The sequence below is a fragment of the Streptomyces sp. NPDC051018 genome (assembly GCF_044456085.1).
In the GTDB taxonomy this organism is placed as follows: domain Bacteria; phylum Actinomycetota; class Actinomycetes; order Streptomycetales; family Streptomycetaceae; genus Streptomyces.
Genome location: NZ_JBITFN010000002.1, coordinates 584,551 through 610,758, shown reverse-complemented (window position 1 = coordinate 610,758; position 26,208 = coordinate 584,551). Strand labels below are relative to the sequence as shown.

Genomic DNA, 26,208 nt, shown 5'->3' with positions numbered 1-26,208 from the left:
TCAGCCACGTGATCATTCTGGCCTCGGCCCGCCACGCAGGGAACCACCCACGCGGCGGGCCGTCACGAGGCAAACATTGCCTGATACGGCACTAGTATCAGCACAGCCGTACCGGAGTTCCCGGAATCCTCCGCTCCGCGGACGGTTCCGGTGACGGACCCGTGCCGGGGCGGGGATGGAGCCGGAGCGCGGTGCCCGCGCGGACACCCCCGGCGGACCGTGCGCCGCGGACGCCCGGCCGCTCCCCGGGACGGGTGGAGGGTGCGCGAAGACCGCGGCGTACCGTGGGTCTGCTGATCAAGGCCGCTCAGGGCACCCGTACCGCCGGGGACAGGGATCGAGGATTCACCGTATGAACAGCTCACCGGTTGTGCCCGACTCCCTGGACCTGTTCGGGGAATCGTTCGTCCGGGATCCGTATCCGGCGCTGGATCTGCTGCGCGAGTCGGCGCCGGTGCACCACGATCCCCGTACGGGGCTGTGGCTGGTGAGCCGCTACCGGGATGTGCGGGAGGTGCTGCTCGATCCGGAGGCCTTTGTGCCCGACAACGCCCAGCAGGCGGTGACCCCGCTGACGGTGGCCGCCCTCCGGCCGCTCGCCCGGTCCGGTTTCTCGCTGCCGCCCGCGCTGGCGGACAACGGGGGTCCGACCCACCACGGGCTGCGCCGGCTGGTGACCCGCTTCTTCAACGCGCAGCGGGTGGCGGACGCCGTACCGCTGATCGAACGGACGGCGGGGGAGCTGCTGTTCCCCGTGCGCGAGCGGCTCGACCGCGAGGGCCACTGCGACCTCGTACCCGGATTCGCCCGGGTCCTGCCGTGCCGGGTGATGATGGAGCTGCTCGGCGTTCAGGGGGCCGACCCGCTCACGCTGGCGCGCTGGAGCGATGCCTCGCTGGAACTGTTCTGGGGGCGCCCGTCACCGGAGCGGCAGGTGCTTCTGGCGGAGCAGGCGGCCGGGTTCCACAGCTGGCTGACCGAGCGGTGCACGGGCCCGGCGGCGCCCGGGAGCCTGATGGCGGCGCTGCGGGACGAGGCTCCGGACACCGCGACGGCCGTGGCGGTGTGCTACTTCGTCCTCATCGCAGGCCAGGCCACCACGGGTCAGCTGATCGCCACCGTACTGCGCCGGGCGCTCGACGACGGAGCCGCCTGGGAGCGCGCGGCGGCCGAGGAGGGGTTCGCGGAGGCGTGGTCGGAGGAGGTGCTGCGGCGTGAGCCGCCGGTGACGACCTGGCGGCGGCGGGCCGCCCGGGAGGTGAGCGTCGGCGGAGTACGGGTCCCCGCCGGGGCGCCTCTGCTGCTGATGCTCATGGGCACGGGCTCGGACCCCGAGGTGTTCGACGACCCGGCGCGGCTGTGCCCGCACCGGCCGAACGCCCGGCTCCATCTGTCGTTCGGCGCCGGACGGCACCGCTGTCCGGGCGCCCTGCTGGCCCGTACGGAGGCGGCGATCGCGCTGCGCACGGCCGCACGGGCGCTCCCCGGCCTCGTGGCCCCGGCCGGTGAGGAGCCTCCCCTGCTGGGACTGTTGTCCTTCCGGGCACCCACCGAGGTCATGGCACACCGGCGCTGACGGTACGGCTCCTGGAGCACATCCGGCACCGCGGCCGTACGGAGGGGTGTCGCCGCGGGCCGGGCGCCGGGCTCCTACCGGCGCCGGAAGGACATCGCTCCCCGGGGCGCGCGGTCGTCCCGGGAGAGGGACGGTGGTGTCCCCGCTGTGAGGGCCGTACGCAGCGCGAGGGGTGTCGCGGCCGCCCATGCCTGCGGGGAGCAGGAGTGGGGGTAGGGCACGGGTGACTCGTCTTCGCCGCCGCGCCGGTAGCCGGCCATGACCTCGGGCAGCCGGTGGCCGTGCCGCGCCGCCGCGTCGGTGAGCGCCGTGGCGAGGGTGGTGACCTCGCTGTGGAGCCCGTAGCGCGCGAGTCCCAGGGCGATGACGGCGTTGTCGTGGGGCCAGATGCCGCCGCGGTGGTAGGACAGCGGGTGGTAGGGGGCCTGCCCCGAGGCGAGGGTGCGGATGCCCCAGCCGCTGAAGAAGTCGGGACGCATCAGACGGCGGCCGACCGTCCGGCCCCGGTCCGGGTCGAGGATCCCGGACCAGAGCAGATGGCCCGCGTCGGAGGCGAGGGCGTCGACCCGGCGGCCGTCCCCGTCGAGCGCCAGCGCGGGGAACTCCTGGTCCGGCATCCAGAAATCGGCGGGGAACCGGGAACGCAACTCCTCGGCCAGGGTGTCGAGCCGGTCCGCCCACCCGGTGTCGTGCCAGACGGTACGGGCGAGGGCTGCCGTACGGCGCAGGGCGTCGTACGCGTAGCCCTGGGCCTCGGCGACGGCGACGGCCCCGGTCGCCTGGGTGCCGTCGGTGAAGCAGATCGCGCCCGCGGAGTCCTTCCAGTTCTGGTTGAGCAGTCCGCGCGCGTCGGCGCGGTAGACGAGATAGCCGTGTCCGAGGAGGCCGCCGGGGCCGAGCATCCAGTCGGCGGCCGCCCGTGCGTGGGGCTCCAGACGGCGGGCGAGCGCGGTGTCCCGGGTCTGTTCCGCGTGGGCGTGCAGCAGGGTCAGGAAGAGCGGGGTGCTGTCGACGGAGCCGTAGTACCGGCCGTAGGGCACCTCACGGAAGTGGGCGAGTTCGCCGTGCCGGATCTCATGGACGATCTTGCCGGGTTCGGCGACCCGGGCCGGGTCGGGTGCGCCGGCCTGGGTGGCGGCGAGGGCGAGAAGGGTCGCCTCCGCGAGGCCGGGCCGGTACGGCAGGGCGAAGTGGGAGGTGAGCAGGGAGTCCCGGCCGAAGAGGGTGAGGAACCAGGGCACCCCCGCGGCCGGGACGAGCACCTGCTCGCCGTCGGGACCGCGCGCGGGGACCCGCAGCCGGGCGAGGTCGCCGATGCCCTGTGCGCAGGCGCGTTCCAGGAGGTCGCCGACGGCCGGGTGGGGTGTCGGGGGCGGGTCGGTGAACTCCGTGTTCTCCCGGTCGATACGGGCGAGGACTTCCCCGAAGCCGACCGGGGCGGGAGGTAGGTCGGGTGCCCCGTGGGGGCGGGCGGTGATGTGGAGGGTGAGGGCGCCGCTGCCGTGCGCGGGCAACCGGAGCCGCCAGGTGAGACGGCGGGCGGCGCCGTCCAAGGTGACGGTGTCCGGGGTCACGGTGTCCGGGGTCACGGTGTTGGGGGCCGGGTCGGGGGTGCCCTTGTCCGGGGCCCGGTCCGTCGTCACGGAGTCCGGGGCCGGGTCCGGAGTGACCTCGTCCGGGGGCGGGTCCGCGGTGACGGTGGTGGTGGAGTGCCAGCTTCCGCGGTGGTAGCCGAACTCGACCCCGTGCGGGGTGTCGAGGACGGTGTGATGTCCTCCCGGTTTGCCGTAGGCCCGGTCGTCGGCGCGGAGTTCGAACTGGTCGGCGAAGTCCGCCCCGGCCTCGACGGCGAGGGTGACCGTCAGGGGTCCGGCCGTGTTGTTGACGAGTTCCAGCCGCTCGGTCAGCCGGTCGCCGTGGAGCGCCTGACGGCGGAAGAGGGTCCAGGCGGAGGGTTCGTCCCGGGTGCCCGCGGCGATGAGCACCGCCGTGGTGCTCGCCGTACCGCGGGCGGGTACGAGGACGGTGGGCGGGGCGCCGTCGGCGGTGAGGCGCCAGCGGCTGAGGTGACGGGCGTCGCGGGCGAACAGGCCGTCGGGTGAGGTGCCCCGGGTGCCGAGGATGTCTCCGCCGGGGCTGAGTGCGGCGAAGCAGCCCGCGTGGACGAGAAGGGGCGGGGTCATCGGCGGGCCCCCTCGGTGAGTGGCCGGGCGAGGAGGTCGAGGGTGAGGGCGGCCGTCCAGCTGAAGTCGGTGGTGCCGCGTGCCTGCCCGGTGCGGGGATCGACGTACTCCGCGAACCCCGACTCCCCGGCGGCGCGCAGGATCGAGCGCCGCAGGGTGTCGGCCGTCTCCGTGTGGCCGTGCCCGCGCAGTCCGCGCTCCAGCAGCCAGTTGGTGTTGAACCACGCGGGGCCGCGCCAGTAGCGCGAGGGGTCGAAGGCCGCGCCGAGGAGGTCGTAACTGGGGGCGAGCGACACGGTGGTGCCGAGGCCGAAGTGCGGTCCTGTCAGGGTACGGACCAGGGCCCGGACGAGGTCCGGGTCGAGGTCCGGTACGGCCAGCGGCAGCAGCCCGGCGACGCTCCTGTCCTCGATCAGGGTGTCCGTACGGACGTCACGGCTCAGGAAGACGCCCGCCTCCTCGTTCCACAGGCGCCGGGTCATGGCGGCGGTGAGCCGGCGGGCACGGGCGGTGTGGGGGCCGGGGTCGTGACCGAGTTCCGCCGCGATGGCGGCGAGGGCGTGTTCGGAGACGACGAGCAGGGCGGTGAAGCCCGGGTCCTCGACGACGAAGGCGTGTGCCGTTCCCCGGTCACGGTAGCCGTGGTCGCGGTAGTGGGCGGCCAGGCTCACATAGCGGGCGTAGTCGGCGTCGGTCGGCCGGTCGGCCGCCCGGCCCCCGGTGAGATCGGCCCGGCGGAAGGAGTCCGGCGGGGCGGGGGTGACCCGGCTGAGCGGGGCGTCCCAGCAGGGGCTGTTGTCCATCCCGGGCTCCCAGGGGTGCAGAACGGCCGGCACCCCCTGGCCGCCGAAGTCACGGTGGCCGGTCAGATACGCGTTCCACGCGGTGAGCCGGGGGTAGAGGCGCCGGAGGAAGCCACGGCGCGCGGAGAGGGCGGGGTCGCTCCGGTGCACCAGCAGGGCCGCGAGGGCGTGCACCGGGGGCTGGACGATACCGGAGGTCTCGGTGCGCGCGGGTGCTCCGTTGGCGCGGCCCGCCGTGGTGGAGCGCCAGAAGTCCGGGCTGGGGAAGTAGGCGTCCAGCGGCACGGCCGGGTTGAACACGATGTGGGGCACCCGGCCGTCGTCCCACTGGGCGCCGAGCAGTGTCTCCAGTTCCCGCTGGGCGCGGCGGGGTGAGAGATGGCGCAGCCCGATGGCGATGAACGCGGAGTCCCAGCTCCACTGGTGCGGGTAGAGCGCCGGGGAGGGGACGGTGGAGGCCCCCGTCCAGTTGGCCAGCAGGACCCGGGCGGCGCGGCGCTCCAGTTGCCGGTCGGGGGCCGTGGCCGTGGGGGTGGTGATGACCGTCATGCGCCGGACCTGCGCAGAAAGGCGGGGATGGAGCGGACGGCGTCGCCGGGGTCGCCGGTGAGGCGGCACTCCGCCGCGAGGTAGCCGTCGTAGCCGATGGCGTGGAGGGCGGAGAGCCAGGCGGGCCAGTCGAGGTGTCCGGCCCCGGGCTGGAAGCGGTTGGAGTCGCTGACCTGGGCGTGGCCGATGTAGGGCGCCGCGGCGAGGATGGCGGCGGCGGGGTCGGCCTCCTCGATGTTCATGTGGTAGCTGTCGATGCCGATCCGCACCGAGTCGAGGCCGACGGCGCGGATGAGGTCCACGGCCTGGTCGAGACGGTTGACCATGTGGTCCTCGTAGCGGTTGAGCGGTTCGAGGTAGAGCGTGACGCCTTCGGCGCGGGCGTACTCACCGAGTTCGGTGAGGCCCTCCAGGAGGACGGTGCGTTCCTCCTCCTCGCCGCGGGGCACCTCGAAGGGCGGCAGCCGGCGGGAGAACATGCCGTAGGAGGCGGGTGTCTGGGCTCCGGAGCCGCCGATCTCCGCAATGACGGACAGCTGGGACTTCATCTGCTCGACGGCGTCGCGCCGCAGGTCCGCGTCGAAGGCGCCGAAGAAGTGGAGCATGTCGACGCAGACGGTGGGCATGACGACGCCGTCCCTGTGGGCGGCGCGCAGTTCGGGGAGCCGGTCACGGAAGGCGAAGCCGCCCTTGCCGCGCAGTTCGACGGCGTCGTAGCCCGCGCTCGTGGCGTGGTCCCACTTCTCCTGGAGGGTGGTGCCGGGCAGGAGTTGTTCCTGGCATGCGGTTTTGAGCATGTGAGGGGAGGTGGCCTTTCAGAATTCCAGGACGACCTGGAGGGCGTCCGCGGGGTGTTCGTCGAGCAGGCGGTAGGCGTCGGCGGCGCGGTCGGCGGGGATGAGATGGCTGACGAGGGAGGTCACATCGACCTGGCCGGCGGCGACCAGCTCCAGGAAGGTCCGCTGGAGGCGGTCGACGCTCCACCGCCCGGCGAGCTGAGGCGGTACCCCGCCGATCTGGGAGCAGATCAGCTGGATCCGATTGTGGTGGAACTCGTCCCCGAGGCGCAGTCCGGCGCCGTCGCCCTGGTAGAAGCCGGAGGCGACGACCCGGCCGTCGACGGCGACGGAGCGCAGCGCCTCGTGCAGGGCCGGATAGGCACCGCTGATCTCGATGGCGGTGTCGGCGCCGCGTCCGCCGGTCGCCTCGCGGATCCGTTCGGCGACGGCGTCGGTACGGGCGTTGAGGGTGGTGGTGGCGCCGTGGGCGCGGGCGGTGGCGAGCCGGTTGTCCAGGGCGTCGACCGCGGTGACCCGGGCTCCGCTGAGCCGGGCGAGACGGGTGGTGATGAGGCCGATGACGCCCTGGCCGAAGACGGCGACGTCCTCGCCGAGGTTGATCCCGGCCGCGAGGACGGCGTTGTACGCGATGGCGCCGACGCGGGCGAACGCTCCGGCGAGCGGCTCCAGTCCGGCGGGCAGGGTGTGTCCGCGCAACCGCCCGGCGGGGACGACGCCCTCGCTGCGGTGTCCCCAGATGCCCCAGACCAGATCGCCCGCGCGGGGGGTGTCCGGGTCGCCGTCGAGTTCGGGTGAGACCTCGGTGACCTCGCCCACCTCGGAGTAGCCCCATCCGGCGACGGGGTAGGCGATGCCGGCGGCGCCGTCGCGGAAGAGCCGTGCCTCGGGGTCCCAGGTGCGGGTGAGATACGGGTTGGTCCCGCGGTAGGCGGTGAGTTCGGTTCCGGCCGAGATGCCGGAGTAGCGCGTACGGACCCGCAGATGACCGGGCGGCAGTGCGCCGCTGTCGTGCTCGGCGACTTCGACCTGCCGGGGGCCGGTGAACTGGACGACGCGTTCCACGTGGGGACTCCGAAAGGTTGTTCCAGGGGTGTTCCAGGGGCTTGAGTCGAAGATATCGCGATGTTATGTCTTGTCAACACGCAAAACTGATGCTGTGATGTTGTGCTATCAGACATAAGAGCGATGAGGACAAGTCGTATGCGGAAGTGGATCCGTCGGTCCAGGGCGACCGCGGCGGGCCTGGCGACGGTCATGGGCATCGGTGTACTCGCCGGCTGCTCGACCGGAGGCGGCGAGACGGCACCGGACAACCGGATCGTCGTCTGGTCACAGGAGAACCTGCCCCCGCGCATGGCCGCGACCCAGAAGATCGTCGACCGGTTCGAGGAGGAGAGCGGCATCGAGGTCGAGCTCGTCGGGGTGGACGAGGGCCAGCTCCCCCAGCTGATCATGTCCGCCGCCGCGGCCGGCAAGCTGCCCGATGTGATCGGGGCCGTTCCCATGGGCCAGGTCTGGCAGATGTACAGCAACGACCTGCTCGACACGGAGGTCGCCGGCGACATCGTGGAGGGCCTCGGCCCGAGGACCTTCGACGCCAACGCGCTGCGGCTGACCTCCGAGGGCACCACGCGGCTCGCCGTCCCCTCCGACTCGTGGCTCCAGCTGCTCGCGTACCGCAAGGACCGGCTCGACGCCGCCGGTCTCCCGGCACCGGACACCTACGACAGGCTCCTGGACGCCGCGGAAGCGCTCGATGTGAGGGGGCGGGACGCCATCTCCGTGGCCACCGACCCCGGCGATGTCTTCACCCAGCAGAGCTTCGAGAGCCTGGCCCTGGCCAACGGCTGCCGGCTCGTCGACGAGGGCGGCGACGTCCTGCTCGACTCGGCCGCCTGCCGGACCTCCTTCGAGCTGTACGACCGGCTCGGCCGCACCTACGGCGCCCCCGGTACCCAGTCCGTCGACTCCACCCGTGCCACCTACTTCTCGGGCAAGTCCTCGATGATCGTATGGTCCTCGTTCCTGCTCGACGAACTCGCCGGGCTCCGCGACGACGCCCTGCCCAGCTGCTCCGAGTGCGCCGACGACAAGGGTTTCCTCGCCGGGAACACCGGGATCGTCACGGCGATGCAGGGCCCCGACGGCGCTGAGCCCGCGCAGTTCGGCGAAGTGACCTCCTGGGCGGTGACGAAGACCGCCGAGAAGGAGGCTTCCGAGAAGTTCATCACCTACATGATGGGCGAGGGGTACGAGGACTGGTTCGGCATGGCGCCCGAGGGGAAGATCCCCGTCCGCGCCGGCACTGCCGCGGAACCCGACCGCTTCCAGCGCGCCTGGCGCGCCAGCGAAGTCGGCGTCGACACCCGCAGGCCCATGAACGAGGTCTACCCGGACGCCCTGCTCGACCAGCTCGCCGACGGCGTCGGCGATATGAAGCGCTGGGGCGTCACCGAAGGCCAGGGCGCGCTGGTCGGCGCGACCAACGGTGAGCTGCCGGTTCCCAAGGCGCTGGGCGCCATGACCAGCGGCCAGATCTCACCGCGCGAGGCCGCCCGCGAGGCGGACGAGGAAGTCACCGCCCTCCAGAAGTCCCTCCAGTAGCCACCGGCCCCCAGCGGCCACGGCCCCGCCGCCGCTTTCGAGGAAACCCATGAGCACTGCACCACCCGGCGCGAGAGAACGCCGCGCCCTCACCACCAGCCGGCGGGAGAACCGCGCCGGACTCGCCTTCGTCACCCCGACGTTCCTGGTCGTCCTGGTCGTCGTGGTGATCCCGATCCTGTGGACCGTCCTGCTGGCCTTCCAGCGTGCGCGACTCGTCGACATCCAGGGCATGGGCCTGTTCGGCAACTGGTCCCTGGAGAACTTCGGCACGGTCTTCGCCTCGTCCGGATTCTGGTCGAGCCTCGGCACCACACTCGTCTACACCGCCGGCGCCACGGCGGGATCGGTCGCCCTCGGCCTCGTCGCCGCGCTGGCGCTGCGAAGGCCCTTCCGGGGCCGCGGGATCCTGCGCGGTTCGATGCTCCTGCCCTATGTCGCTCCCGTGGTCGCGGTCGCCTTCGCCTGGGAGGTGGCCCTCAGTCCGCAGTACGGCATCGTGAACCACTGGGGAGCCGACCTCCTGGGCTGGGACGACCCGATCGCCTTCCTGTCCACCCGCTCCTATGAACTGGAGCTCCTCGGCGCCCGGTTCGAGATACCCCTCGCCCTGCTGACGGTGATCGCCTTCGAGATCTGGCGCTACTTCCCCTTCGCCTTCCTCTTCCTCCTCGCCCGCCTCCAGGCGGTACCCGAGACCCTGGAGGAGGCCGCCAGCGTCGACGGCGCCACGGTGAGCCAGCGGTTCCGGTACATCCTGCTCCCCCAGCTGATGCCGGTCGTCGCGCTGCTGTGCGTCCTGCGCTTCATCATGACGTTCAACAAGTTCGACGACGTGTATCTGCTCACCGGCGGCGGCTCGGGCACCGACGTCGTCGCCGTACGCGTCTACGACTTCCTCACGGCCCGCTTCGACGTCGGGGCGGCCGCGGCCCAGGCACTGGTGCTGGCCGGCGTCCTGATCGTTCTGCTCGGTATCTACTTCAGGTTCTTCGCCAAGAAGTTCCAGGAGGAGGCGTGATGACCCGCACCCGGTTCGAGGAACGCCTCTTCGGCGTTCTGCGGTGGATCACGATCGCCTTCCTCGCCGTGATCACCATCGCGCCCTTCTACTACATGCTGCTGCTGTCGGTGAAGCCGATCGACGCGCTGCTCCTGGATCCCGGGGCCCTGTGGGTGTCGGCCAGGGACTTCACCCTCGACACCTACCGCCAGGTGCTCAAGCCCGCCTCCGAGGGCGGTCAGGGCTTCCTCCATATGCTCCTCAACTCGGCGGCCGTGGCGCTCGGGACCGTACTGCTCACCCTCGCCGCGGCGGTGCCCGGGGCGTACGCAATCAGCCGGCTGAGGTTCTTCGGCAACCGCCAGGTCAGCGCGCTCTTCCTCGCCGTCTATCTGTTCCCCGCGACCCTGCTGGCCGTGCCGCTGTTCGTGATGTTCGCCAAGGTCGGCCTGTCGGGCAGTCTCATCGGCCTCGCCGTCGTCTACATCGCCCAGACGGTGCCGGTGTCCATCTACATGATGAAGAACTACTTCGTCACCATCCCGTCGAGCATCGAGGAGGCCGCGGCCCTCGACGGCTGCACCAGGCTCCAGGCCATGCGCCGGGTGATCCTGCCCCTCGCGCTGCCCTCCCTCATGGCCACCGGGCTGTATGTCTTCATGATCGCGTGGAACGAGTTCCTCTTCGCGCTCCTCTTCCTGGCCGCCGATCCGGACGCCTGGACGGTCTCGCTCGGTCTCCAGCAGCTCGCCAACGGGATCGAGGTCCCCAAGACCGTTCTCATGGCAGGCTCCGTGGTGTTGACCATCCCTGTGGTGCTGCTGTTCTTCGCCGCGGAACGCCTTCTGACCGAGGGTCTGACCAGCGGCGCGGACAAGAGCTAGCCGGGAACGCGGACGGTAATAGAGGAGAAGGACAAGACGATGCCGGCGAACCAGGCCAGCGCGGGCCATCTGCTGCACCTCATCCGCAGCGGACGGGCGAGTACCCGGGGAGAGCTCCAGCGCGCCACCGGACTGAGCCGTTCCACGGTCGGCCACCGGCTCGACCAGCTCTTCGGCGCGGGCTGGCTGCGCGACTCGGCGGGCACCTCCACCGGCGGACGGCCCTCGGCACGGCTGGAGTTCGACACCGGCCACGCGGTGGTCCTCGCCGTCGATCTGGAGACCCGGCACGGCCGCGCCGCCGTCGTCGACCTCGCCGGGCGGATCCTCGCCGAGCACACCGCGCCGCTGCTGATCGGCGACGGCCCCGAGCAGGTGCTCGACACCGTCGCCTCGTGGTTCCCCGGACTGCTCGACCGCGCGGGCAGGGACGCCTCCGCGGTGTGCGGCATCGGAATGTCGGTCCCCGGCCCCGTCGACTGGACCACGGGCACCGTGGTCCAGCCTCCGATCATGCCCGGCTGGGACCGGTACCCCGTCCCGGAGCGGATGCGGGAGGCGTACGCCCGCCAGGTGACCGGCGGAAGCGACCGGGTGCCCGTCCTCGTGGACAACGACGCCAATCTCATGGCGTACGCGGAGCAGCGCCTCCACTATCCGGACTGTGCCGCCTTCCTCCTCGTCAAGGTGTCCACCGGTATCGGCGCGGGTGTCGTCGCCGGAGGCGAGCCGTACCGGGGTATCGACGGCGGAGCCGGCGACATCGGGCACATCCGGCTGCACGACCGCCTCGACGCCCTGTGCATGTGCGGCTCCTACGGATGCCTGGCCGCCGTGGCGAGCGGCCGGTCGATCGCCGGACAACTCACCGAGCTGGGCATTCCCACATCCTCGGGTTCCGATGTACGCGCCCATCTGGCGGCCGGGCAGCCGGATGCCGTCCGGCTGGCGCGCGAGGCGGGCCGCCGCGTCGGTGAGGTCCTCGTCACCGTCGTCACCCTGCTCAACCCGGGTGTGCTGGTGATCTCCGGCGATCTCGCCTCCACTCCCTTCGTCACGGGGGTAAGGGAGCTGCTGTACCAGCGCGCCCTGCCCCGCACCACCGCCCATCTGACCGTCGCCACCTCCCAGCTGGGCGAGCAGGCGGGCCTCGTCGGGGCCGCGGTCATGGTGGTGGAGCACCTCTACGCACCGGAGCAGGCCGACGCCCGGCTCGCCGCCCCCCGTCAGCCGGCCTGACCTCCCGACCGCCCCGCCCAGGAGACCCACGCCATGCGCCGTCCCCCGCAGCCGCCCCCGGTCCGAGTCGGCCTCGTCGGTGCCGGTCCCTGGGCACGGGCCATGCACGCCCGCAGCCTCGCCGCCGGGCCCGAAACCGCGCTGGCGGCGGTGTGGGCGCGCCGGCCGGAGGCCGCACGGGAGACCGCCGCGCCCTACGGCGCCGAGGTCGCGGCCTCCTTCGACGCGCTGCTGGATCTGTGCGAGGCCGTCGCCTTCGCGGTGCCCCCGGCCGTCCAGGCCGAACTCGCCGTCCGGGCGGCCCGGGCCGGCAAACCCATGCTGCTGGAGAAGCCGCTCGGGCCCGATCTGGCCTCGGCCCGGGCGGTCGCCGACGCGGTGGCCCATCACGGCGTGGTGACCCAGCTCGTCCTGACGAAGCGGTACCACCCGGCCACTCGTGCCTTTCTGCGCCGGGCCCGGGAGCTGACCGTCACCGGCGCGCGCTCCTGCTACCTCCACGGGGCTTTCCTCGGCGGTGACCTCGCGACGGGCTGGCGGCTCGAACACGGCGCCCTGCTGGATCTCGGACCGCATCTGCTGGATCTGCTCGACGCCGCCGCGGGCCCGATAGCCACCGTGCGCGCCGCCGGGGACCCGCGCCGCTGGATCGAGCTGACCTGCGAACACACCAACGGTGCCGTCAGCCAGGCGTCCCTGTCCGGAGCCGTACCGCTGCCCCGGGCACGGACGCAGGTGGAGCTGTACGGTCCCGGTGGATCACTGTCCTACGACACCGCCGGCCTGGATCACGAGGAGTGCTGGCCCGTGGTGCGACGGGAGTTCGCCGCCGCCGTGCGCTCGGGGAGCGGCCATCCCCTCGACGCCCGTCACGGTCTGCGGATCCAGGGACTCCTGCACCAGGCACTCGGCCGGCACCGCGACGGGTGAGAGACCCCGGTCGCCCGGGGGTGCGGCGGAAGCCGGGTACCGACGACCGCCGCGATACGCCGCCGAGGCCCGGGCGCCTCGGGCCGTGCCGCCCACCGCCTTCCGGGGCGCAGCGCGGAGCCCGTCGACCGTACGGAACCGCCGCTGTACCGCCCCATCGCGCCGCACGGTCGCTATAAGCCGCCCCACCCGTGCCCGTCCCCCGCTCCGACGACCGCCCACACCACCGTGCCGGGCCCTTCTTCGTCCGCCGCCCGCCGGTAGGTTCCCCAGTCCGCCGACAGCGCGTCCACCAGCAGCAGCCCCCGGCCGCCGCATTCGTCCACCCCGCCGTGCCGCACCTCGACCCGGGGTTCGATCGCGCCGTCGTCCCCCACCTCGATGCGGACCGCCCGCGCCCGCATCCGGATGCTGCACGTCACCCGTATGCCCCCCGCGTGCCGGATCGCGTTGGTGACCAGTTCGCTGATGACCAGCGAGGCGGACTCCAGGATGTCGTCGCCGTGCCGGTGGGCGCGGAGATAGGCCCGGACCATACGGCGTGCCACGCCTACCGAGGGTCCTTCCGCCGGCAAGTCGAAGACGCAGGTGGCGGCGGGGCAGATGAGTCCGGCAGTGCGGGGGGCTGCGATGGTCACGGCGAATCCTCACGGTCATGGCCGGACGGAACGGTGCACCTGGCTCCGGCTCCACCCGGTCCTGGACGAGCTCGGTCGCCGGGGCCGCGCCGGTGGTCATGACGGCGGCCGGCACGGATGCCGGTGAAACCCAAGTGACGTGAGCTGAGTCACGCCAACTATGGCTTGCCCCAAGCCTGTTGACAACCCGCACTCTGCACAGTGCACAGTTATCAGGCCGTTCTGCGCACCGGCCGCGCACCATGGCACACTGCAACCCGACGGCCGGGCGTGCGGACGGGAGGCGGGAGTGTGTGCGTCACGATCAGCTCGCCGCGCGCCCCGAGGCCGGTGGACGGCCGAGGGCCAACACCCCTCGGCGTGAACGGATATGACGGATCACCAGATCGACGGTCGGCCGTGTCCGATGGGCTCCGGTGCCGCACCGCCTCCCCGGCGGTCCGTCCACCACACCGGCGGGGCCGGCCGCCTCCGGGCCCTCCCGGGAGTGCCGGTCGCCCGGTCCCGGCAGCGGGCCCTGGCCCATAGCTCCTGCTCCCGCGCTCCGGACGAATCGATTTTCCCCCGCCCACCACGGCGAGAGCCCGACCCGCTCCGTCTCCGGCGGGAACCCCCGACACCGTCTCGGCCCACCGTGAGGTCCTCGACCACACCTCCGTCATCCATCGACGGGACCGAGAGCACCGAAGATGTCCCCGTGGACATCCGCAAAGGAATGCCATGATCACTCGAATCCGCAATGCCGACGCCGAGCTGGGCGCCGAGGACTGGCGCAAGCCGTGGAGCGGCCCCAACGGCGCCTCCTGTATGGAGACCAAGCATCTGCCCGACGGCCGGATCGCGCTGCGCCAGTCCACCGATCCCTCGGGCCCCGCGCTGATCTGGACCCCGGAGGAATTCGGCCGGTTCATCACGGCGGCGAAGCGGGGCGAAGCCGACTTCCTGCTTCCGTGATGCCGCGACCGGCCGCGCACCGGCCCGCCGTATCCGGCTCACCCACCGCATCCGGCACATCCGGTGTACCGCCTACCCGTATACCCGACATCCCGATACACCGAGCGACGACGGAGGACGCTCTATGACGGACACCGGTGATCCACCGGCCCTGATCGACACCACCAAGCCGCACCCGGCCCGTATGTACGACTACTACCTCGGCGGAAAGGACTACTACCCCGTCGACCGGGAGACGGCGGAGAAGGCCCTCGCCGCCTTTCCCGCGGGAAGAACGCTGGCGCGGGAGAACCGCGCCTTCATGAACCGGGCCGCCCGGCTCCTCGCCGAGCGGGGGATCCGCCAGTTCCTCGACATCGGCACCGGAATTCCCACCGAGCCCAATCTGCACACGGTGGTGCAGGGTGTGATCCCGGACGCCCGTGTGGTCTACGTGGACAACGACCCCATCGTGCTGGCACACGCCGAGGCACTGCTCACGGGCACGTCGCAAGGCCGTACGGACTACATCCAGGCCGATGCCAGGGACCCGGAGACGATCCTCGACAAAGCCCGCGCGACCCTGGACTTCGACCGGCCGATCGCCCTGTCCCTGGTGGCGCTCCTCCACTTCATCCCCGATGAGCACCAGCCGTTCGACCTGGTCCGGCGGCTCTTCGGGCCGTTGGCCCCCGGGAGCCATCTGATGCTCTCCCATGTCACGGGGGACTTCGACCCCGCGACCTGGGAACGTGTCATCGAGATCTACCGGGGCAACGGGGTCGAGGCGCAGGTGCGTTCGCGCGACGAGTTCACCGGGTTCTTCGACTCCCTCGACCTGATCGATCCCGGGGTCGAGGTGGGCACGCACTGGCACCCCGTGAGCGAACCCGGCGCGGGCGACCCCGTCCCCTTGTATGTGGGGGTCGCGCGGAAGGGGTGACCCCCGCATCCAGGGGGCTCGTACCCCGTACGGGAGGGGTGGGCGGTCGCGCGCGGGCGGCGGTGCGGACGAGCCTCGCGCGGAATGCCGCTCGCCCCTCCCGCCTCCGTCCAACGGGTCCGGACTCCCCGCCGGATCCGGCGGAGCCACCGGAGCGGACCAGCACCCTGCCGGGCGCGAACCGAAGCGGCCCGCGTCACCCCGCCGCTCCCCCTCGGACTCGCATGACGCACCCGCGTCAGGACCGGCCTCGTCCCCGACGGCTGCCACCTCCGCCCCGTACCGTCGGCACTCCCCGGGCCGGCACCGGGCGTCGGCGGGCCTCACGCCCGGGAGCGGCGGGGACCCGCGCCCGAGAGCTCCCGTACCGGTCGCGCCGTGGAGCCGTCAGGCGGTCGGGTCAACGAGAACTTCCGGGCCACCCACTCCTTTGCCGCGCATCCGAGGGCATACACCCAGCGTTAACTGGAATATGACAGCAGCACAGTATTCAGCTGGCCCCCGGCTCGAGATGTCCGTGCCCGGCCCGCGCCTGCCTTCGGCGGTCGCGATGGGGGACTACATCTTCAAGCCGGGCTGGGCCCGCACCCCGGCCGGTGCGTACAGCACGCTGCATCAGGGCGGCAGGCACATCGAGCTGCGCTGCTCGGCCTCCGTGGTGGAGGACTTCCTCGCGGTGATGATCCGGCTGGAGGACGACTTCATCCGGCTGTGGAACGCCCTCGGCCGCCCCGCCGGTGAGCGGATCGGCCAGAACGTCCATGTATGACGGGCACGACCGGCGCCCGTACGACGGCCCTGACCTCCACCCGGACGACACCGCCGCCTGGACGGCCCCGGGGAACGGCCGTCACCGCTCCGTCATTCCCCAGCAGTGCCCCCCGCTCGGGCCGTTCGACACGGCATGGGACCCGGCGGAGGAACTGGCCTTCCTCCTCCAGGAGGCCACCGCCGCCCAGGCCGAGCGCACCGCCGCCGCCCAGGCCCCCCGGCGGGGCGAGAGCGACCCGCCGGATCCCGGCGAGGACCCCTGGACGGACACGGTCCGCCTCCCGGAGGAACCTCCCTACCGGCGGGCACCGCGCCCCAGGCGGCGTAAACCGCGCGTCCGCAGAAAGCCGTTCACCTGGCTGCAGACGGCCAGCTTCTTCATCGCCGCGCTCGCCGCCGTCATCGTCTCCATGGTGAGCGTCTTCGGCGGGATGGTGGCCTACGATCCCCTCCGCCATATCGCCGAACCCCGCACCCAGGGCGATGTGGTCCGCTGGTGGCCGCTGCTGGTGTACGGCCCCTGGATGGTCGCCTCGCTGTCCATCCTCCGGGCCGCGCTGCACCAGCGCCGGGCCCTGCACTCGTGGGCGGTCGTCCTGCTGTTCTCCACCGTCGCGATACTGCTGTGCGTCGCCCAGGCGCCCCGGACCCTCACCGACGCGGCGACCGCAGCCCTGCCCGGACTGGCCGCCCTGACCTGCTTCCAGCAGATCGTCCGCCAGATCACCCTGACGCGGCCACCGCGCCAGGCCACGCCCCGCCACCGCAACACACCCCCAGCTGCCTCGTCCTGACCGCGGCCCGGCCGATCGTGGGCGGCTGGGCTCAGTGGTCAGGACAGGCGACACGAGGGTCCCGGCCGGCCGACCGGCCGGGACCCTCACTTCGGTCTGCGCCGCCCTCCCGCCGGTGCCGACGCGTGCCCGCCCCGGGCGGAAGGAACCCCGTACCGGACTGAGGGAGCCGGGCGGGCCTTCTCACTTCCCGCTGTCCTCGGCCAGGGTGTGCGCCACCAGGGCGGTGGCGTGCCCATGGCCCAGGCCGTGTTCCGTCTTCAGCCAGGTCACCAGTTCCCCGTGCTTGGTCAGGGACGAGGTGCGGATCAGCTTCTTCCACTCGGGGATCGGGCGCCCGTACTTCTTCTCGATCGACGGGAAGTAGGCGGTGGGGCCGGGCTTCTCTTTAGCGGTCATCGTGACACTCTCCATCCATCGGTTCCGGACGATTCGCCGTCCCGCGGTCTCGTTGTTGCCTGTAACGACCATGGGAACCACAAGAACTCATCGATGCGCGGGACTATTCCGCGACTTCTTCCGAAGCCGCCGCCTGGCCCTTCGGTCAACTGCGGCCGGTCCGGCCGGACGCGGGGACGGCGGGGGGACACGGCCCGGAAGGCGACACCCCGGCTGACGGCCCCTGCCCGCCGCCCTCACCCGAGGCCGTCCCCGGCGCGGTCGTCGGGGGAAACGCCGGACGGGGACGGCGGCGGAGTGAACCGGAAACCGTACGGGGAGAACCCGACCGACTAATCAAGTTTGACTAGCAAACCCCCGGGGCAGTACAGTGTAGTCAAGTTTGATTACTGGATCCGTGCGGGTCCTCGTAAGGAGTGCACATGTCCGTCATCCTTCCCGACACCGGCTACACCCCTACCGCCGAAGACCGGGAGAGCCTCGACGCGTGGTTCACCGAGTACGACGCGCGGAGCGCCGAGCGCGCCGTCGAGCGCATGGCCGACATGGCGGTGTTCCCACTCAACCTCATCAGCGACGACTCGGCGGGCAACGGCCGCTCGGCGCAGTGGAACCGGGAACAGTTCATCGAGATCATGACCGGCGTGATGGGCGACGGAGACCAGGGCATCACGTTCGAATCGGTCCGTACCCCGGTCTTCCTGTCCGCCGCCATGGCCGTGGTCTTCACCGATTCGACCATGACCATGGACGGCGACTCCCAGCAACTGCGCTACGCGGACGTCCTGGTGAAGCGGGACGGCGTCTGGGCGTTCCAGACGATGATCCAGGGCGGCTGGGGAGACAATCTGTAGTTCCTCACCACAAGACGCCGGGGGCGGGTTCCCCGCCCCCGGCGGACATGGGCGGTGCACGCGCGACAGCGGGCGTGCTCCATCGCCGTGCGGTACGCCGGACGGTCCGGCGTACCGCACGGTCCCGGCCGGCCGGGCGCACGGCAGCGGGGGCGCCTCCCGGCCTCCCGGTGCTCCCGGTGCTCCCGCCGTCCGGATCACCCGGCCGACTCGCGGACAGGGCAGGGCTCAGGCGTCGACCGTGAAGCCGTAACCGACCACCGCGCTCGGTGAGCTGAGGACGGAGACATCACGCAGCGGGTCCCCGTCGACGAGTACGGCATCACCCCGGTATCCCCGGGCCAGCCGGCCCGCGGTGCCCTCCAGACCGATCAGGCGCGCGGCGTTCGTGGTGGCGGTACGGATCGCGTCGAGGGCGGAAAGACCGGCCGCCCGCATCAGCTCGATCTCCTTGCCGATGGGGTCGACGGCTCCGCTGGAGGAGTCGGTCCCGGCCGCGATCCGGACGCCTGCCTCATGGGCCCTGCGCACGGCCCGCTGGGCGATCGGCAGAAACGTACGGCCCCGCTCGGCGAGGATCGGGTCCGGGTCGGCGGCCAGGCTCGCCATCGCGGCGAGGGTGGGTGTGAAGTACGTACCCCGCCGCCGCATCTCCACCATCGTGCGCTCGCCGAGGTACACCCCGTGCTCGATGCTGTCGACACCCGCCGTCACGGCGTCGTGGATGCCCTTCTCGCTGTAGCTGTGACACAGCACGGTCGCCCCGCCGCGCCGCGCGGCAGCGACGGTCGCCGAGAGCTGCTCCCGGTCGTACACCTGGGTGAGCGGATTCTCGGTGGGCGAGCCCGCGCGCTCGTTGACCCGGGTCTTGATCACGTCGACGCCCCGGGAGAGATTGACCTCGACCACCCGGCGCAGCGCCTCCGGTGTCCGCACGCCGTCCTTGAGCAGGGACAGCGGGGCGAGGTCGGGGTCGGCGAGGATCGTGTCACCGAGCCTCGGAGTGACGAAGATGCCCGCCGCCCTGATCCTCGGGACGCGCTGAGGGGTCCACCGGGCCAGTTCGCGCAGGGCGATGTCCTGGTAGAAGGCGGTGGTTCCGCTGCGGACGCTGGTCGCGCCGAGGCGCACGGCCCGGTGCGCGTCGGTCAGATTGCTGAGGTGGATATGGGCATCGACGAGGCCGGGGAGCACCCAGCGGCCGTCGGACCGTACGACCTTCGCCGCCTTGCCGACGGCGGCGACATCGGCGCGGGTCTCCTTGCGCGTGCCGGCCGAGCGGACGGTGCCGTCCTCGATCACGACCACCGCGTCCTCGGTGACCCGGCCCGTCCGGGGGTCGAGGAGCGTGCCGCCGTCGATGATCATCGTGCCGCCGCGCGGCGGTCGGGAGGAACCTCTTCCGGGGGCGCCCCGGTCTCCGCCGTCGTGCGCGGCGGCGGTGCCCGTCGCGGCCCCGGCCAGCGCCGTCGCCCCGGCGAGCGCGGCGGCCCCGGCCATGATCCCGCGTCGGGTGACCCGGGGGGACGGAGGCGGGGTGTTGGGGTCAATGCACATGGACACGGCTCCTTGAGGGTGTGGCGGGAGATGAAGCGGAATGCGCGGTGCCGGGCCCGGTGCGCGATGGCCAGGACGATAACCGCACGTGAAGTTGCATACAACAGCTAGTGCACGGATTCGTGCGGGGAGACAATGGGCGCCATGGTCGATGACGGTGTTGACGACGGTCCCTCCCCCGACGGCGGCCCCTTCCCCGGCGGCGGCCCCTTCCCCGGCGGCGATCCGGCGCGCGGGGGCGGTCCGGGCACGGTGGCCACCTGGCTCGACGGTCTGCTGGCGGACGTCCGCCTCGGCCCGAAGGCGGCTCGCGTCCGCCAGGTGCTGACCACCCAGCCCGCCTTCTGCTCGTACGCCACCGCGGCCGAGGTCGCCGCCCGCGCCGGGGTCGACCGCGCGACCGTGATCCGGTTCGCCCAGAGCGCGGGCTATCCGGGATGGCCGAGGTTCCGGGCGGGGATACGGACGGTGGATCTCGCCCGGGGGTTCGATCCGGGGCGGCCCCCCGGGGCCGGTGGCGGCCTGCTGGCCGCCGCCTTCGCTCGCGACGCGCGGAATCTGCGGGAACTGGAGCGCACCTTCGACTTCGAAACCGCCCGGACCGTGGTGGATGCCGTGCGCGCGGCGCGCCGTACCGTCGTCGTCGCCTCCGGCACCGATGCCGTCGCGGCGAGCGCGCTGGCGGTGGCGGCGGCCGCACAGGGCTTTCCCCTGGTGTACGAGGACCGGGGCGGGCCTCACCTCGCCGGCGCGCTCGCGGGCCTGGGCGCGGGCGACTGCGTGGTGGCCTGGAGCTTCTGGCGGCACTACCGGCAGACCGTGGCGGCGCTGCGGGTGGCCCGCTCGGCGGGCGTGGTGACCTGTGTGATCACCGACAGCCGGCACTCCCCGGCGGCATATGAGGCCGCGCATGTCCTGGTCGTCCCGGCCGAGGGGGTGGGTGGTGTCCAGTCGATGACGGTGGCGACCAGTGTGGCGTACGGACTGCTGGCCGAGCTGACGGCGACCGGTCCCGCGCGGGACCGCCCGGCAGCGGAGCGGGTGCTCGGGGTCGGGGCGGAGCTGGATCTGTTCGCGGAGGACTACCCGGGAAACGACGAGCGGGGAGGAGCCGCGCCGAGCGGGAAGGGAGGGGCCGGGCCGGAGACGACGCCCGATGAGCGATGAGTTCCGCTCCCGCGTCCGGTCACCCCTCGCAAGAGACCCGGCAGAGGACCGACCCGGCGGAAGACGGCAGAGGAACGAGGGATCGACATGCTCGGCACGGCAAAGGCGTTCAGCGGCTTCGCGGTGGATGACATCGCGGCCGCGAAGAAGTTCTACGGAGTGACCCTCGGCCTGCGGGTGTCCGAGGAGAACGGGATGCTGACCCTGCATCTGGCGGGCGACCGGGACACACTGGTCTATCCGAAGCCCGACCACACCCCGGCGACGTACACCATTCTCAATTTCCCCGTGGCCGACATCGAGCAGGCGGTCGGGCAGCTCACCGACCGCGGTGTGGAGTTTCTGCGCTACGACGGGATCGAGGTCGACGAGCTGGGCATCTTCCGGGGTGGCGGCCCGCTCATCGCGTGGTTCACCGACCCCGCGGGGAATGTGCTCTCCGTACTCCAGGAATGACGGAACGGGCCGCCCCGGCCAGGCCCCCTACGGGAAAGCGCCGACGGCCCGCCCGGGCGGGCCGTCGGCGCAATGGTGAGAGGGCTTCCGGTTCAGTCGCAGGTGACGCTGTCGCGTGGGGTGTAGCGGGTACGGAAGGGCTCGCGCTTCACTTCCTGGCCGTTGGAGATGAAGATGCGTTCGACGGTGACGTCGAAGCCTTCCAGCGGGGTCTGGGGCTGGCAGTCCACCGCGGCGCCGGGCCGGGTGCCGGGCTGCTTCACATTCGTCCGCGGGCCCTTGCTGGCCTGCACGGAGTCGTACTTCTTGGTGCCGAGGAAGGTGACGGTGACCGAGGTGTCCGTGGCGTCCGCCATGATGTAGATGGCGTTGCCGGAGTCGTTGGTGAACCTCAGGTCGAGACTGCCCCAGGCCACCGTCGCTTCGCGGCCCTCGGGGTAGCGCTCGATGTAGAAGGAGTGGGCGCCGTACTCGACGGGCTTGACCCCGGCGAAGAAGATGGCGTTGAACATGGCGGTGGCCACGGTGGAGACACCGCCGCCGGCGGCCTTGGTGTACTTGTCGTTCAGGATGATGACCCCGTCGACGAACCCGTTCGCCTTGGTGCGCTCTCCGACCGTGCGGTTGAAGCTCCAGGTCTCGCCGGGCCTGACGAGCGAGCCGTTGATCAGTTCGGCGGCCCGGCCGATGTTGATCCTGCGGTACTCGGACGCGGGGAAGTCGGCGGTGAAGGAGGAGACCTTCTCGGTCAGCCCCAGCCGTGCCACCGACGCACGGGTCAGCTCGGGCTGGGTCTTCTTGGTGGCGACCTCACCGGTGCGGGCCGCACCCGACTTGGTGAGCAGGGGCAGAACCGCGTCGGTGAGCGCCTTGGCGGTGAGCTCCTGGCCCGGCTCGCCGTCTTCCACGACCTCGAGGCGCTCGCCGTTCAGCCGCAGCCGGGCCTCGGTGGGCCCGGTGGCGACCTCGGCCACCTGGCCGGCCAGTGCGGGGTCGGCCAGCAGGGCCGGGCCGTCGAGCGCGGGGACCAGCCGGCCGTCCGCGGGCCGCATGGTCAGATGCTTCCCGAGGACCTCGGGGGTGATCGTGATCCGCTTGCCGCCGGCGGTGAGCGTGACCGGTCCGGACATCGCGGGCCCGGCGAACTCCCGTATGGCCCGGCCGGTCTCCGCCGCACCGATGTCCGGTGCCTTCTCCCGTACCGGAAGCTCGACGGTCCCGGGGGCGGTGGCGAGGTACGCGGTGCGCAGGGCGCCGACCGAGGCGTCGATGTTGAGGGTCCCTCCGGTGCGGGCCGCCACCTCCTTGGGCCGGCCCTTGTCGAAGGTGACCGCCCCGTCGCGGACCTGGCGCAGATGCTTCTTCGCCAGCGGGGCCAGCGCGGCCCGGGCCTTCGCCTCGTCCGCGCGGACCACCGGCTCGACCTCACCGCCGCCCGAGCCGAAGAGGCCGCCGATCACGGTGATGGGGTCCGCTCCCGAGCGGACCGCCCGGGAGGCGGTCTCCGCCGCGTCGAAGCGGAACCCGGCCGAACCCGGGTCGACGGTGTCGGCCCGGCCACCGACGCTCACCGCCAGCGGGGCCGAGGCCGTCGGACCCAGCTCCCTCTCCAGCTTCTCCCGGGCTCCGGACTGGCTCAGGCCCCCGATGTCCACACCCCGTACCCGGGTGCCGTCCGGCACTTCATCGCCCGTCAGCAGCAGACCGGTGAGATAGAGCGCACCCACGCCGACGACCAGGGCGCCGCCCGCCGCAGCAGCAGGATGTATTCGGCGGCGCATGAGACTCCTAGAAGACGACAGACATGAATCGGGCCGGGCGCGGCCCGGCCGGTAACACGTCCGGGCGACGTTACCAAGACGTAAATAGGATGGCAATTAATAGACATATCGCCCTCGACGCACGGTTGTACACGAGGGCGCGGGAACCATCCTACCGCTAATCAACTTAGCGGATTGGCGGAGTGTCGGTGACGGGGCTCCGGGCCGGGCCGGTCGTCGGCACCGCCCCTCACCTCGCGCGATGACGGCTCGGGTGATCTCGTCGCACCCCGACCCGGCGTACGGACGGGCCGTACGCAGGACACCCGGCCGGGCGGCGACGGCCGGGACGGGCGCCGGGACACATGGCGAAGGGGCGCTCCGCGATGCCGGGCCGGCCGGGGTCCGCCACTTCCCCGGGCGGTCGGGACCTCCCCGTACGCACCAAAATCGCGGCCGGAAAAGGCGGCACACGGCGGGCCCACGGGTGCCTACCATGATCACGACGGTCCGCGGAGTCATCGCCGGGGCGGTCCACCGGCACCTCGGGTGGCGCATCGACACATCAGACACGCGGACGGCCGACCGCACCCGCCGAACCCCCGCACGACCGACTCCGGACAAGGAACCCGATGCGCAAGAATCTGGCCGGCCTCGCCCATGCCGCCCTCACGGCGAGGTCCGCCCCGGACACCGGCCCGGCCCCCCGCGTACCCACCCGGCTCGACGCCGACACCCAGGCGGCCGTCGCCGATCTGTGCATACGCGAGGGACTCGGGTTCGCGCTGGTGCTGCACCGGCGCGACGACGGCCTCGTCGGCGAGGAGATCTACTGCTCGACCAGGGAGGGGGACGGATCCTGGGCGACCGCCGGCCATCTCTCCGGCGGGCTGGTGGGAATCGAGGTGACCGACCCCCGCCAGGTCGCCGGCGTTCTGCGCGGTGAGGCCCTCGCCGTGTTCAGCGAGTCCGAGACGCTGTTGTTCACCGGCCGCGAGCAGGCGGACGAGGACGGCTGCGAGCCCGTCCGCATCTACGAGTTCCTCGTGGACCCCCGGGTCGCCCGCCTGGACATCGAGGACACCTCACCGGGCGCGGAGACCGCCACGGTCCGGGCATGGCAGTCTCCGGCCGCTCAGGCCGCCGTCGTCGCCCTCTTCCCGGGAGAGCGCGTCCGGGTCCGCGCGACCACCGGGAGCGGACCGGGGTCGCGGCCCCTGGGGGAGCCCCAGGAGCTGAGCGGCCCCGGTGACGAAGTCCCCTTCGGCCCCGACTCCTGGCGGTCCGCCGCCGGGTGAGCGCGCCACGGGTCGGCCCGCCCGGTGACGGCACATCACCACAAGGCCCCGGGAGGGCCGTCAGGCCGGTTCGGGGAAGACGGTGCGGCCCTCCTTGACCGTCTCGGTGACCGTGATGCCGCTGATCGCCCCGGGCTCCGCCGTCACCGGGTTGTCGCTGAGGATCACGAAGTCGGCGAGTTTCCCGGCCTCGATGGACCCCTTGGCGGACTCCTCGAAGTACTGGTGGGCGGCGTACGCGGTGGTGGCCCTGACCGCGTCGAGCCGCGAGACGCGCTGGTCCTCCCCCAGCACCCGGCCGCTGCGGGTCACGCGTGTCACCTGGCTCGCGAGGACCGCGATCGAGCTGGGCAGGACCACCGGCGCGTCATGGTGGGAGGTGTAGAGCATGCCCCGGGCCAGCGCCGATCCGGCGGGCGAGATCCGCAGCGCGCGCCGCGGACCGAGCACGGTGTCCAGGTACCAGTCGCCCCAGTAGTAGGTGTGCATCGAGAAGAAGGAAGGGATCACCCCCAAGTCCCGCATGGTGTCGAGCTGGTCCTCCCGGGCGGTCTGGGCATGGATCGCGACGGGACGCCGGTCGCCCGGCCCATGGGCCCCGGTCGCCTGGCGGACAGCGGCGAGGAACTGGTCGAGGGCCGCGTCGCCGTTGGTGTGCGCGAGGACCTGCCACCCCTGCCCGTACGCCTGCCGGACCGTGGCGTCGACCACGTCGTCGGGGAGCGCCGGATATCCCCGGTAGCCGTCCGGCTGTCCCGGCGGGGGTGTCAGATAGGGCTCGGTGAGCCAGGCGGTACGGCCCTGGGGTGAGCCGTCGAGGCCCAGTTTCACCCCGCCGATGCGCAGCCGGTCGCGGTATCCGGGCCGGGAGACCCGGTCCGAGCGCTCGCCGAGGAGGGGGACCAGGGAGGAGTCCACATAGGCGACGACATCCAGGTCCAGCCGGCCGAGGCGCGCCGCCTCCTCCAGGATCTCCAGGTCGGGCAGGGTCATGACCCGTCCGTCCTGCGCGGTGGTGTACCCGAAGGACGCCATCGCGCGCTGGCCGAGGGAGACCAGCCGAAGCCGCTCGGCCGTGTCGAAACCGGCCGTGGCCGCGCCCCAGACGGGGAAGAAGGCGGCCTCCTCCAGCACCCCGTTCGGTTCGGAGGTGCCGGGCCGCCGGCGGATCACGCCACCGGGCGGATCGGCCGTGCCGGCGCCGTAGCCGAGCAGTTCGAGCCCTTTGCCGTTGACCGCGCCCAGGTGGCTCGACTGATGGATGACCAGCACCGGCCGGTCGGGGGAGACCTTGTCGAGGTCGTCGCGGGTGGGGTGCTCCCGCTCCCTCAACTGCGCGTCGTCGTAGCCGAACCCGACGATCCACTCCCAGCGGCGCCCCGTCTCACCGTCGGCCCAACGGGTCAGCCGCAGGGCCATCTCCGCGAGATCGCCGACCGTTCCATCGGGCGGGGGCAGCAGATTCGCGGCGCCCGCCTGAAAGCCCACCAGACTCAGATGGCTGTGCGCGTCGACGAACCCGGGCAGCAGGGTCCGCCCCTCCAGATCCACCATCCGCGTACCGGGGCCCGCCAGTTCGCGTACCTCCGCCCGGGTGCCGACGGCGGCGATCCGCCCGTCCTCGACCGCCACGGCCTCCGCGGTGGGGCGTCCGTCGTCGACGGTGACGATGTCCCCGCCGAAGTACACAGCGTCAACCATGAATCCTCTTCACCCGGACCTTCCGTATCCATGCCAGCTGCTGACCGACAGCCGACAAATAATCGACTGTTTGCCCGAGATTGGCATGATTTCTCGGTCGCGCGGTCATGAACACGCCGGGGGACGAAGCCGGAGCCGGTGGTCCGGTCACGGACTCGTATGGGCCCGCCCCCGGGGATCGCAACGCGCGGACGCCGGTGCGGGCGTGGGGGGGGGGGGGGGGGGGGCCCCGCGCCCCCCCCCCCCCCCCCCCCGGCCCCCCGGGCCCCCCCGGGGGGGGGCCCCCCCCCCCCCCCCCCCCCCCCCCCCCCCCCCCCAACAACCCCGGGGGGGGGCCCCCCCCCCCCCCGCCGGGTAAAAAGGCGC

The 26,208-nt window shown here is 72.2% G+C and carries 23 protein-coding genes; 14 read left to right on the top strand and 9 right to left on the bottom strand.

Annotation, left to right across the window (positions count from 1 at the left end):
- Positions 1-352: 352 nt before the first annotated feature.
- Positions 353-1,576, top strand: a complete 1,224-nt coding sequence (locus tag ACIBCM_RS06345; RefSeq protein WP_399240784.1) for a cytochrome P450 — start codon at positions 353-355, stop codon at positions 1,574-1,576.
- A 74-nt stretch (positions 1,577-1,650) separates the two neighbouring features.
- On the opposite strand, the gene ACIBCM_RS06340 is transcribed toward ACIBCM_RS06345, so the two are convergent.
- Genes ACIBCM_RS06340 through ACIBCM_RS06325 form a run of 4 tightly spaced genes read right to left on the bottom strand, consistent with a single transcriptional unit; the run spans position 1,651 to position 6,973 of the window.
- Positions 1,651-3,759, bottom strand: a complete 2,109-nt coding sequence (locus ACIBCM_RS06340) for a glycogen debranching N-terminal domain-containing protein (RefSeq protein ID WP_399240783.1) — start codon at positions 3,757-3,759, stop codon at positions 1,651-1,653.
- Positions 3,756-5,111 (bottom strand): MGH1-like glycoside hydrolase domain-containing protein, encoded by a 1,356-nt coding sequence (locus ACIBCM_RS06335; RefSeq protein WP_399240782.1) that lies wholly within the window; start codon positions 5,109-5,111, stop codon positions 3,756-3,758. Before ACIBCM_RS06335 ends, ACIBCM_RS06340 begins: the two co-directional genes overlap by 4 nt.
- A complete protein-coding gene (locus tag ACIBCM_RS06330; protein ID WP_399240781.1) occupies positions 5,108-5,908 on the bottom strand; it encodes a sugar phosphate isomerase/epimerase family protein in 801 nt (266 codons plus the stop codon). Before ACIBCM_RS06330 ends, ACIBCM_RS06335 begins: the two co-directional genes overlap by 4 nt.
- 18 nt (positions 5,909-5,926) lie before the next feature.
- A complete protein-coding gene (locus ACIBCM_RS06325; RefSeq protein ID WP_399240780.1) occupies positions 5,927-6,973 on the bottom strand; it encodes a zinc-binding alcohol dehydrogenase in 1,047 nt (348 codons plus the stop codon).
- A 138-nt stretch (positions 6,974-7,111) separates the two neighbouring features.
- Here ACIBCM_RS06325 and ACIBCM_RS06320 point away from each other — a divergent pair, with 138 nt between their 5' ends.
- Genes ACIBCM_RS06320 through ACIBCM_RS06300 form a run of 5 tightly spaced genes read left to right on the top strand, consistent with a single transcriptional unit; the run spans position 7,112 to position 12,571 of the window.
- Positions 7,112-8,515: an ABC transporter substrate-binding protein gene (locus ACIBCM_RS06320; protein WP_399240779.1), complete on the top strand. Its 1,404-nt coding sequence runs from the start codon at positions 7,112-7,114 to the stop codon at positions 8,513-8,515.
- Between the two features lie 49 nt (positions 8,516-8,564).
- Positions 8,565-9,536, top strand: a complete 972-nt coding sequence (locus tag ACIBCM_RS06315) for a carbohydrate ABC transporter permease (RefSeq protein ID WP_399240778.1) — start codon at positions 8,565-8,567, stop codon at positions 9,534-9,536.
- Entirely contained in the window at positions 9,536-10,402 is an 867-nt protein-coding gene (locus ACIBCM_RS06310) for a carbohydrate ABC transporter permease (protein ID WP_399240777.1), read from the top strand. Before ACIBCM_RS06315 ends, ACIBCM_RS06310 begins: the two co-directional genes overlap by 1 nt.
- 39 nt (positions 10,403-10,441) lie before the next feature.
- The gene (locus ACIBCM_RS06305) at positions 10,442-11,641 is read left to right on the top strand and encodes an ROK family protein (protein WP_399240776.1); all 1,200 of its coding nucleotides are present in this window, start codon (positions 10,442-10,444) and stop codon (positions 11,639-11,641) included.
- Between the two features lie 33 nt (positions 11,642-11,674).
- A complete protein-coding gene (locus tag ACIBCM_RS06300; protein WP_399240775.1) occupies positions 11,675-12,571 on the top strand; it encodes a Gfo/Idh/MocA family protein in 897 nt (298 codons plus the stop codon).
- 173 nt (positions 12,572-12,744) lie between these two features.
- Here the strand turns inward: ACIBCM_RS06300 and ACIBCM_RS06295 are convergent, their stop codons facing one another.
- Positions 12,745-13,209 (bottom strand): ATP-binding protein, encoded by a 465-nt coding sequence (locus ACIBCM_RS06295; protein WP_399240774.1) that lies wholly within the window; start codon positions 13,207-13,209, stop codon positions 12,745-12,747.
- 720 nt (positions 13,210-13,929) lie between these two features.
- Here ACIBCM_RS06295 and ACIBCM_RS06290 point away from each other — a divergent pair.
- The 4 genes from ACIBCM_RS06290 (at position 13,930) to ACIBCM_RS06275 (ending at position 16,650) form a co-directional block, all read left to right on the top strand.
- A complete protein-coding gene (locus ACIBCM_RS06290; protein WP_399240773.1) occupies positions 13,930-14,163 on the top strand; it encodes a DUF397 domain-containing protein in 234 nt (77 codons plus the stop codon).
- 124 nt (positions 14,164-14,287) lie between these two features.
- A complete protein-coding gene (locus tag ACIBCM_RS06285) occupies positions 14,288-15,085 on the top strand; it encodes an SAM-dependent methyltransferase (protein WP_399240772.1) in 798 nt (265 codons plus the stop codon).
- Between the two features lie 550 nt (positions 15,086-15,635).
- Positions 15,636-15,854 carry a hypothetical protein gene (locus ACIBCM_RS06280; RefSeq protein ID WP_399240771.1) on the top strand — a complete coding sequence of 73 codons (219 nt, stop codon included), beginning with the start codon at positions 15,636-15,638 and terminating at the stop codon, positions 15,852-15,854.
- Positions 15,847-16,650, top strand: a complete 804-nt coding sequence (locus ACIBCM_RS06275) for a DUF2637 domain-containing protein (RefSeq protein WP_399240770.1) — start codon at positions 15,847-15,849, stop codon at positions 16,648-16,650. The genes ACIBCM_RS06280 and ACIBCM_RS06275 overlap by 8 nt, the downstream gene beginning before the upstream one ends.
- 183 nt (positions 16,651-16,833) lie before the next feature.
- Here ACIBCM_RS06275 and ACIBCM_RS06270 read toward each other — a convergent pair whose 3' ends face one another.
- Positions 16,834-17,049: a DUF4287 domain-containing protein gene (locus tag ACIBCM_RS06270; RefSeq protein WP_399240769.1), complete on the bottom strand. Its 216-nt coding sequence runs from the start codon at positions 17,047-17,049 to the stop codon at positions 16,834-16,836.
- Positions 17,050-17,471: 422 nt separating this feature from the next.
- Here ACIBCM_RS06270 and ACIBCM_RS06265 point away from each other — a divergent pair, with 422 nt between their 5' ends.
- Positions 17,472-17,903, top strand: a complete 432-nt coding sequence (locus ACIBCM_RS06265) for a nuclear transport factor 2 family protein (protein ID WP_399240768.1) — start codon at positions 17,472-17,474, stop codon at positions 17,901-17,903.
- 228 nt (positions 17,904-18,131) lie between these two features.
- On the opposite strand, the gene ACIBCM_RS06260 is transcribed toward ACIBCM_RS06265, so the two are convergent.
- Positions 18,132-19,460, bottom strand: coding sequence for an amidohydrolase family protein (locus tag ACIBCM_RS06260; protein WP_399240766.1), 1,329 nt, complete (start codon positions 19,458-19,460; stop codon positions 18,132-18,134).
- Positions 19,461-19,604: 144 nt separating this feature from the next.
- On the opposite strand from ACIBCM_RS06260, the gene ACIBCM_RS06255 reads away from it, so the two are divergent.
- A complete protein-coding gene (locus ACIBCM_RS06255) occupies positions 19,605-20,627 on the top strand; it encodes a MurR/RpiR family transcriptional regulator (RefSeq protein WP_399240765.1) in 1,023 nt (340 codons plus the stop codon).
- A gap of 87 nt (positions 20,628-20,714) precedes the next feature.
- The gene (locus ACIBCM_RS06250) at positions 20,715-21,083 is read left to right on the top strand and encodes a VOC family protein (RefSeq protein WP_399240763.1); all 369 of its coding nucleotides are present in this window, start codon (positions 20,715-20,717) and stop codon (positions 21,081-21,083) included.
- Positions 21,084-21,175: 92 nt separating this feature from the next.
- On the opposite strand, the gene ACIBCM_RS06245 is transcribed toward ACIBCM_RS06250, so the two are convergent.
- The gene (locus tag ACIBCM_RS06245; RefSeq protein ID WP_399240761.1) at positions 21,176-22,864 is read right to left on the bottom strand and encodes a VanW family protein; all 1,689 of its coding nucleotides are present in this window, start codon (positions 22,862-22,864) and stop codon (positions 21,176-21,178) included.
- A gap of 611 nt (positions 22,865-23,475) precedes the next feature.
- On the opposite strand from ACIBCM_RS06245, the gene ACIBCM_RS06240 reads away from it, so the two are divergent.
- Complete coding sequence (locus tag ACIBCM_RS06240; protein ID WP_399240759.1) at positions 23,476-24,141, top strand: hypothetical protein; 666 nt, start codon at positions 23,476-23,478, stop codon at positions 24,139-24,141.
- A 60-nt stretch (positions 24,142-24,201) separates the two neighbouring features.
- Here ACIBCM_RS06240 and ACIBCM_RS06235 read toward each other — a convergent pair whose 3' ends face one another.
- Positions 24,202-25,842, bottom strand: a complete 1,641-nt coding sequence (locus ACIBCM_RS06235) for an amidohydrolase (protein ID WP_399240757.1) — start codon at positions 25,840-25,842, stop codon at positions 24,202-24,204.
- Between the last annotated feature and the right edge of the window lie 366 nt (positions 25,843-26,208).